At 72.6% G+C, this 8,776-nt stretch carries 7 protein-coding genes and 1 pseudogene; 2 read left to right on the top strand and 6 right to left on the bottom strand.

What is annotated here, in order from left to right:
- The 6 genes and pseudogenes from AB0O00_RS22765 to AB0O00_RS22790 all read right to left on the bottom strand — a co-directional run.
- A pseudogene (locus AB0O00_RS22765) lies at positions 1-823 on the bottom strand (ABC transporter ATP-binding protein); the annotation flags it as partial.
- Positions 820-1,692, bottom strand: coding sequence for an ABC transporter permease (locus AB0O00_RS22770; RefSeq protein WP_363654534.1), 873 nt, complete (start codon positions 1,690-1,692; stop codon positions 820-822). The gene AB0O00_RS22770 and the pseudogene AB0O00_RS22765, both read right to left, overlap by 4 nt.
- Positions 1,689-2,651, bottom strand: a complete 963-nt coding sequence (locus tag AB0O00_RS22775; protein ID WP_363654536.1) for an ABC transporter permease — start codon at positions 2,649-2,651, stop codon at positions 1,689-1,691. Before AB0O00_RS22775 ends, AB0O00_RS22770 begins: the two co-directional genes overlap by 4 nt.
- A gap of 83 nt (positions 2,652-2,734) precedes the next feature.
- Positions 2,735-4,393, bottom strand: a complete 1,659-nt coding sequence (locus AB0O00_RS22780) for an ABC transporter substrate-binding protein (RefSeq protein WP_363654538.1) — start codon at positions 4,391-4,393, stop codon at positions 2,735-2,737.
- Positions 4,394-4,476: 83 nt separating this feature from the next.
- Positions 4,477-5,481 (bottom strand): agmatine deiminase family protein, encoded by a 1,005-nt coding sequence (locus tag AB0O00_RS22785; protein WP_363654540.1) that lies wholly within the window; start codon positions 5,479-5,481, stop codon positions 4,477-4,479.
- A 178-nt stretch (positions 5,482-5,659) separates the two neighbouring features.
- Positions 5,660-6,871, bottom strand: coding sequence for an agmatine deiminase family protein (locus AB0O00_RS22790; RefSeq protein ID WP_363654542.1), 1,212 nt, complete (start codon positions 6,869-6,871; stop codon positions 5,660-5,662).
- Positions 6,872-7,032: 161 nt separating this feature from the next.
- Here AB0O00_RS22790 and AB0O00_RS22795 point away from each other — a divergent pair, with 161 nt between their 5' ends.
- Positions 7,033-7,617, top strand: coding sequence for a TetR/AcrR family transcriptional regulator (locus AB0O00_RS22795; RefSeq protein ID WP_363654543.1), 585 nt, complete (start codon positions 7,033-7,035; stop codon positions 7,615-7,617).
- Positions 7,618-7,751: 134 nt separating this feature from the next.
- A partial coding sequence (locus tag AB0O00_RS22800) for a serine/threonine-protein kinase (RefSeq protein WP_363654545.1) occupies positions 7,752-8,776 on the top strand: 1,025 nt, incomplete at its 3' end.

Raw genomic sequence — 8,776 nt, forward strand, 5'->3', positions numbered from 1 at the left:
CCTGGCGCAGGTCCGGCGGTTGGCCGTCGATGGCGGCGAGGCGGCCGGGCGGGGTGTCCAGGCGCGGGGTGGAGGAGAGGAGCGCGGCCGTGTACGGGTGGCGCGGGTGGTCGAACAGCGCGCGGGCGGGCCCGGTTTCGGCGATCCGCCCGGCGTACATGACGTAGACGCGGTCGCTGATCGCGGCGGCCAGCCCGAGGTCGTGGGTGACGAACAGCAGGCCGGTGCCGAAGCGTTCGCGCAGCCGGCCGAGCAGGGCGATGACCTCGGCCTGGCTGGTGACGTCGAGCGCGGTGGTGGGCTCGTCGGCGAGCAGCAGTATCGGGTCGCCCATGAGGGCGGCGGCGATCATGACGCGCTGGAGCATGCCGCCGGAGAGCCGGCCGGGGTAGCGGCGCAGCAGTTCGGCGCCGAGGCCGACGGCGTCGAGGAGTTCGGCGGCCCGGTGCCGCGCGTCGGCCCGGCTCATCGTGCCGGTGAGGGTGACGCTCTCGGTGAGGAAGTCGCCGATGCGCCGCAGCGGGTTGATGGCCGCGCGGGGGTCCTGGAAGATCATCGCGGCCTTGCCGGTCCGCAGGGCGCGCAGCCGGGCGGCGTCCATGGTCAGGACGTCCTCGCCGTCGACGAGGACCTGCCCCTCCGGGGCCGCGCCGGGTGGCAGCAGGCCGAGGGCGGTGCGCGAGGTGAGCGTCTTGCCGGAGCCGGACTCGCCGACCAGGGCGACGGTCTCGCCGCGCCCGACGGTGAGGTCGACGCCGTCGAGCACGGGCCGTGCGGTGCCCGGAAGTCGGAGCCGCAGGCCGCGGATGTCGAGGGCGTTCACGCGGTCCTCCGGGCGACCCGGTCGGCCCAGCGTTCGCCGACGACGTTGAAGGCGACGACGGTGAGCACGATGAGCGCGCAGGGCAGGACCGCGGCGAGCGGGTAGCCGTGCTGGATCGCGGTCTGGCCGTCGAAGACCATGCGGCCCCAGTCGGGGGTGAGGGCGGGGACGCCGAGTCCGAGGAAGGAGAGGCCGGCGAGGTCCATGAGGGCGTATCCGAAGTTGATGGTGGACTGGGCGAGGACGATCGGCGCGATGTTGGGCAGGACGTGCCGCAGGCAGATCTGCCACGCGGAGTGTCCCTGGACCCGGTACGCGGAGACGTACGGGCGTTCGCGCTCGGCCAGCACCAGCGAGCGGGTGAGGCGGGAGACGTAGGGCAGGTAGGCGATCGCGAGGGCGATGACGGGGGCGAGCAGGCCCTCGCCGTAGACCGACACGATCAGGATGGCGAGCAGCATCCCGGGGAACGCGAAGACCAGTTCGGTGCTGCGGGACAGGACGGAGTCGAGCCAGCCGCCCCGCCAGCCCGCGACGACGCCGACCGCAACGCCGGCCACCGTGGAGAAGGCGACGACGCCGAGCGGGCCGAGCAGTGAGGTGCGGGCGCCGAGCAGGAGCCGGGCGAGGGTGTCGCGGCCGGCGGCGTCGACCCCGAGCAGGTGGTCGGGGGACGGCCCGGCGAGGGCGGCGGACAGGTCGACGGCGTTCGGGTCGTACGGCGCGAGCCACGGTGCGAGCAGCGCGGCGAGCACCACGAGGACGACGAGGCCGAGGCAGAGCGCGTACAGCGGGGCGCGGGCGGCCTTGACCCGGCCGAGGCCAGGGCGGCGGGTGAGGCCCGACCGCTGGGTGAGACCGGTACTCATGCGCCGGACCTCCTCGAACCGAGCGTGACCCGGGGGTCGACCAGCGGGTGGAGCAGGTCGACGACGAGGTTCACGGCCATGAACAGGGCGACGATGATCAGCGAGATGGCCTGGACGGTCGGGAAGTCCTTGGTGGTGGTGGACAGTTCGAGGAGCTGTCCGATGCCGCCGATGCTGAACGCGGACTCCACGAGGATCGTGCAGACCAGCAGGGTGGAGACAATCAGCCCGCCGGTGGTCAGCACGGTGCCGAGCGAGTTGCGGAACACGTGCCGGCGGATCACCTCGCGCTCGGGCACGCCGCGGCTTCGGGCGACGGTGACGTGCTCGCCCTCCAGGGCGTCGAGCATCGCCGAGCGTGTGACCCGCGCGAGCATGCCGACGAGGTAGAGCGCGAGGGCGACGGCGGGCAGGGTGAGGTGCCAGAGCATGTCGCCGAAGCCGTCCCCGGCGCCGCTGGTCGGGAACCAGCCCAGTTTCACCGCGAACAGGCCCTGCAGCAGGACCGCCGCGACGAAGGACGGCGTGCCGACGGCGAGCGTGGTGGACACCAGGATCGCGGAGTCCGTCGCACCGCCGCGCACGGCGCCGATCCAGCCGAGCGTCACGCCGATGACGGCGACCACCAGCAGGGCCATCGCGACCAGTAGCAGCGTCGCGGGCAGCCGGTCGGCGAGCAGCTTCGACACGTCGGTGCGGTAGGTGATCGAGCGCCCGAAGTCGCCCTGGAGCACCTGGCCGAGCCAGCGGAAGTACCGCACGAGGAACGGGTCGTCGAGGTGGTACTGCTCGTTGATCGCCTCCAGCGCGGCCGGTGAGGCCGACCGGCCCGACAGGAGGAAGCTCGCCGGGCTGCCCGGCGCCAGGTACATCGCGCCGAAGACGACGAAGGACGCGCCGAGCAGGGTGACGGCCATCTCCAGCAGCCGCCGGGCGGCGAACCTCAGGAAGGCCGCCACACCGGGGAGTTTCGCCGTGCTGGTGGAGCTCGCCGAGCGGGAGGGGTTCGCCGAGCTGGAGGGGTGCACTGAGCTGGAGGGGCTCACAGAGCGGCCCCCACGTCGGCCGCCCACGGGTAGTACATGTACGAGATCGTGGTCGGGGCGCCGGTGATCCGCTTGTTGAGGAAGACGGCGGTCGGCCACTCGGCGACCGGGATCCACAGGAGCTGCTCGGAGGCCGCCTTCTGGAGCTGCGCCTCGATCGCGGCGCGCTTGGCCGGGTCGTACTCCGCGGTGGCCTTGTCGACCAGGTCGTCGTAGGCCTTGTCGCCGTAGCCGGCGAAGTTCTGGTACGCGCCGGTCTTGAAGGTGGCGAGCAGGTCGAGCGGGTCGGTGATCGAGTCGTAGTACGTCTCGGGGAACATGTCGATGCCCTCGCGGGCCTTGGCGTCGGTGAACAGCGCGGTGAAGGCGTTCGGGGCGATCGTCTTCAGCTGGATGTTCAGCCCGATCCTGGCGCCGGCCGCCTGGACGGCGGTGGCGAGCAGGGAGACGTCCTGGCCGATCGTGCTGGTGGCCATGACGAGCGTCTTGCCGCCCGCGCCCGCCTCCTTGACGAGGGACTTGGCCTGCTCGACGTCCTGCGCGGTGGGCGTGAGCCCGTCGAAGGCCGTCTTGCGGAGGTCGTCCGGGGCGGTGGCCCACACCGCCTTGGTGGTGAGCGAGCCGGTGACGGTGCCGGAGCCGCCGAGGCCGGTGCGGACGAAGCCGCTGCGGTCGAGCGCGAGGGACAGCGCCTTGCGCACGCGGACGTCGCCGAGGGCGCCCTGCATGCTGGTGACGTTGACGTTGACGGTGCTCAGGCCCTCGCCGAAGTACAGCGTGCCGGCGCCGCTCTTCTTCAGGCGGTCGTAGCTCTCGGTCGGGATGAGGTAGCCGCCGTCGACGTCGCCGGTGAGCATCGCGTTGGTGCGCGCCGAGGGGTCGGTGAGGAAGCTGAAGACCACCTTCCCGGACTTCGCCTTGGTGCCCCAGTAGTCGTCGAAGCGCTGGAGCTCGATCGACTGGCCCTTGGCCCACGTGCCCATCCGGAACGGTCCGGTGCAGTCGAGGCTGCCCGTCGTGCCGTAGTCCTTGCCGGCCGCCTCCACGCCCGCCTTGGCCGCGACGACGCCCGCCGCCGTGGCCATGTACTGCGGGAACTGGGAGTCCGGCTGCTTGAGCTTGACCGTGACCTGGAGCGGCCCGGTCTTCGTGACGGAGTCGACGTTCTGGAACACCTGCGCCCACGCGGACGCGTTGTCCGGGTTCGTCTGGCGGCCGAGGCTGTAGACGACGTCGTCGGCGGTCATCACCGTGCCGTCATGGAAGTGCACACCGGAACGCAGGTCGTACACCCACGTGGTGGGGTCGGGGTTGGACGCCTTCTCCGCCAGGCCGGGGGCCAGGGTGAGCTGGGGCGTCCAGCGCATCAGGCTCTCGCACACGTTCGCGAGGATCGTGTTCTGCGGGTAGTCGAAGGCCTGGATGTAGTCCAGCGTGGGCGGCTCGGCGTAGGTCGCCCACGTGAAGGACTGGATCTCGCCCTTGGCCGGCGGGGTGGAGGCGGACAGCTGGAAGCCCGCCTGGTCGGAGCTTCCACCGCGGGGCGGGCCGGAGCACGCAGCGACGAGGGCCGCGGCCGAGAGGAGGGCGGTGGTCGCGAGGGTGAGCCGGCCGCGCGGGCTGGCGCCGGCTGGTCTCGCGGGTGTGGTGGTCATGAGGGTTGTACGTCCGTTCGGTCCGGGGAGAGGGATACGGTCCGTTGGGTCCGGGCAGGGCACGCGCTTTCCGGATGTACCGGTCAAACCCGGGCGGCCGGGACCTGCTGCGTGATGCAGTGGATGCCGCCGCCGCCCCACGCGATCACGCGCGACCGGACGCCGACGACCTTGCGGCCCGGGTGCGCTGCGGCGAGGACGGCGAGGGCGCCCTCGTCCTCGGGGTGCCCGGCGACGGGCACGACGACGGCGCCGTTGGCCAGGTAGTAGTTCAGGTAGCCGACCTCGACCTCCCGGCCGTCGACCTCGACGAACGCGGCCTGCGGGACGTCGACGATCTCGAACGGCCGGCCCTGCGCGTCGGTCGAGTGCTCCAGCACGGCGCGGTTGGCGCGCATCCGGGCGTAGTCGGGGTGCTCCGGGTCGGCCGGGAGCTGCACGACGACCCGGCCGGGGGCGGCGAACGCGCACACGCCGTCCACGTGCCCGTCGGTCTCGGTGTCCAGCAGGCCGCCGTACGGCAGCCAGATCACCTTGGTGACGCCGAGGCGCGCCTTCAGCTCCGCCTCGATCTCCTCGCGGCTCAGGCCGGGGTTGCGGTTGGGGTGCAGCAGGCACTGCTCGGTGGTGATGAGCGTGCCCTCGCCGTCGACGGTGATCGCGCCGCCTTCGAGGATCATCTCGGAGCGGAACGCGGGGACGCCGAGGTGGTCCAGCAGCAGGCCGCTGATCCGGTCGTCCGCGTCCCAGGGGTGGTGCTTGCGGCCCCACGCGTTGAAGCGGAAGTCCACACCGGCACGGCGGCCCTCGGCGTCGAGGACGAAGATCGGGGCGGAGTCGCGGAACCACGAGTCGTCCATGGGCAGTTCGACGACGGTGACGCCCTCGCCGCACATCGCGCGCGCCTCGTCGCCGTGGCCGGGCGGCGCCGCCATCGTCACCGGCTCGAACTGCGCGATGGTGCGGGCGACTTCGGCGTACTCGTGCTTCACCTCGGCGAGCGTGTCGCCCCAGAGGTCGGGCCGCACGGGCCAGGCCATCAGGCAGCCCTCGTGCTCGGTCCACTCGGCGGGCATTCGGTACGTCACGGGGAACCTCGTTGTCCTGGTCGGGATGGTGCCGGGTTGTATGTGCGGTGTGCTGTCGTGCGGTGTGCTGTTGTGCTCAGTGCTGTTGTGCTGTTCGTGCTGTGTGCTGTCGTCGCTGGGTGCGTGGGGGCCCTGGCGGCCCGCCTCCGTGGGGTCGTGGACGGGCCGCCAGGGGGTCTCAGACGGCCGGCGGCCGGGTGGGCTGCGACTGGGTGGCGCAGTAGATCCCGCCGCCGCCGCGCGCGATGGCGTCGATGTTCAGCTGGACGACATCGCGGCTGGGGAACGCGGCCTGGAGGATCGTGTAGGCGGCCGCGTCGGCGTAGTAGTCGCCGAACTGGGGCACGAACACGGCCCCGTTGGCGGTGTAGAAGTTGGTGTAGCTGGAGAGGAAGTCCTTCCCGGTGCCACGGATCAAGTTGCGGTCCGGGCCCGGGAGTTCGGTGACGGTCAGCGCGCGGCCCCGAGCGTCGGTGGCGCTCTGCAGCACCTGCTTGGCCTGCTCGTAGACGTCGATCCAGAGCCGGTCCGTCCCCGGTCCCGGCTTGTCGAGGATCACCTGGCCGGGCGCGGTGAAGCGGGCCAGGCAGTCGACGTGGTCGTCGGTGATGTCCTGGCCGGCCAGGCCGGCGAGCCAGATCACCTTGTCCAGTCCGAGCGAGGACTTGAGGGCCTGTTCGACCTGGTCCTGGCTCATGCCGGGGTTGCGGTTGGGGTTGACCAGCGAGCTGACGGTGGCCAGCAGGGTGCCCTCGCCGTCCGTCTCCAGCGCGCCACCCTCGCCGACGAAGGGCGCGCCGACGCGGTCGACGCCGTACTCGGCGAGGAGGGCCGAGGCGACGGCCGCGTCCTCCGTCCAGCGCTGGTAGTAGGACGTGCCGGTCTTGCCCCAGCCGTTGAAATTGGTGTCGACACCGGCGACGGCCCCGGGTGCGACGACGAAGGTGGGGCCGAAGTCGCGGATCCAGAGGTCGTCGTTGGCGATCTCGACGACGGTGATGCCGTAGTAGGCGCCGCGCCCGAGCCAGTACCGCGCGTCGGCGGCCTGTCCGGGACGGGCGACGACCACGACCGGTTCGTAGCGGGATATCGCGTAGGCGACGCGGGCGATGGCGTCGCGGACGGCCGAGAGCCGGTGTCCCCAGATCGACGACAGGGCCGGCCAGGCCATGAACGTGCGGTCGTGCCGGTCGGTCTCCGCGGGGATCCGCAGCCTGAGGGTGGCGGCCGCGGTGCCGTCGGGGGCGGTACTGGTACCGGGGGTGGTGGTCCCGGGGTCCGCGTCGGCCGCGTGGGCCGTCGCCGGGAGGGCCGCGCCGAGCGCGACGAGGGGCAGGGCAGCCGCGCCGAACCGGAGCAGCCGGCGTCTCGAGGGCGTGGGGATGGTCATGCAGCACTCCCTGGGAGAGGTGGGAGGTGTGGGGGTTGCCCCGCATCCTCCACTGCACTGAAAATTCAGTCAACCCTCTGCGCACACTTGGAGCAGGGATCCTGAATAAACGATCAGGATTTTCGACACGCGAGGGCGGAAGGCGGGTAGAGTCACCACTCATGTCGGACCGCCGGACTGGGATACTCGAAGCCGCCACCCGCGTCATCGCCCGGCGCGGCGTACGCGGACTGCGCATGGGCGAGCTGGCCGCCGAGGCCGGCGTGTCCACCTCGCTGATCTACTACCACTTCACCGACCGCGCCGGTGTCCTCCAGCAGACCCTGGAGTTCATCAGCGACCGCGCCGACCGCTACACCGCGGGCGACACCGGCGGCCCGGACGGACCGCCCCGCGCCGCGGACCCCCGCACCGACCTGGAGCAGGTGCTCCTCCTGGAGCTCCAGGACACCGTCGACGTGCGGGAGAACAGCACCGCCTGGGGCGAACTGCGGGCCACCGCGGTCTTCGAACCGGACCTCCGCCACGAGCTGGCGCGCAGCACCCACAGCTGGGTGCACGACGTCGCCGAACTCCTCGCCCGCGCCGACCCGCTGGGCACCGCCCCGGCCCACGCGGCCGCCGCCGAGCGGCTCACGGCCCTCGTCGAGGGGCTGAGCGTGCGCTGGCTGAGCGGCTCGCTGCCGCTCGAACAGGCACGACGGCTGCTGCGCGGGGCCGTCGAGGCGGAGCTGGAGCACCACTAGGCACCTGCGGGTCTTTGGCCGGACCCGGATTCGGCCGATCCTGATGGAGCCTCTAAACTCTGCGGCGCCGACCCGCGCTGTCCTTGCCGTCGTCGGGCCGTAGTCCGCCCCGTCCGCCGAGAGAGGCAGCCCGCATGTCCGCTGACCGATCCCCCTTCGCCCTGCCGCCGGTCTTCCAGGGACTGACCGACGACGACCCGCGCGAGGTCGGCGGCTACCGGCTGTACGCCCGCCTCGGCGCCGGCGGCATGGGCCGGGTCTACCTCGCGTACACCCCGGGCGGGCGGCCGGTGGCACTCAAGGTGGTCCGGCCCGAGCTGGCCGAGGACCCGGAGTTCCGGGCCCGGTTCGCCCAGGAGGTCGCCAGCGCGCAGCGCATCCACGGGCTCTTCACCGCGCAGGTCGTCGACGCGGGCGTCGAGGCCATCACCCCGTGGCTGGCCACGACGTACGTGCCGGGCCCCTCGCTCCAGCAGGTGGTGCAGCGCTTCGGCCCGCTCCCGGAACGGACCGTCCTGCTGCTCGTGGCCGGCATCGCCGAGGCGCTCCAGGCGATCCACGCCAGCGGCGTCGTGCACCGCGACCTCAAGCCGGGCAACGTCCTGATCGCCCCCGACGGCCCCCGGGTGATCGACTTCGGCATCGCCCGCGCGGCCGACGCCGGCGCCCTCACCGGCACCGGACTGCGCATCGGCTCGCCCGCCTACATGGCCCCCGAACAGGCCATGGGCCTCACCGCGACGCCGGCCACCGACGTCCACGCCCTCGGCGCCCTCGCCGTCCACGTCGCCGGCGGCGCCCCGCCCTTCGGCGACGGGCCCGACCTCGCCGCGCTGTACCGGACGGTCCACGAGGAGCCCGAGCTCGGCCACGTCCCGCCCGGCCTGCGCGAGCTGCTCCGGCACTGCCTCGCCAAGCGCCCGGAGGACCGTCCGACCACCGCCGAGGTGATCGCCGCCGCCCGCACCCACCCCGCCGTGGGCGGGCACCTCACCTTCGGCGAGGACTGGCTGCCGCACCCGGTCGCCGGGCAGATCACCCGCCACGCCGACCTGCCGCGGGTGCCCGCGGAGGCGCCGACCACCGTGGTGCCGCGCCTGGGCGTGCACGCGGCCGAGACGGTCCAGGGCCCGATGCCGACCCCGACGGCCGTCGCGAT

Origin of the sequence: Kitasatospora sp. NPDC093558 (genome assembly GCF_040683475.1) — a bacterium.
In the GTDB taxonomy this organism is placed as follows: Bacteria; Actinomycetota; Actinomycetes; order Streptomycetales; family Streptomycetaceae; genus Kitasatospora.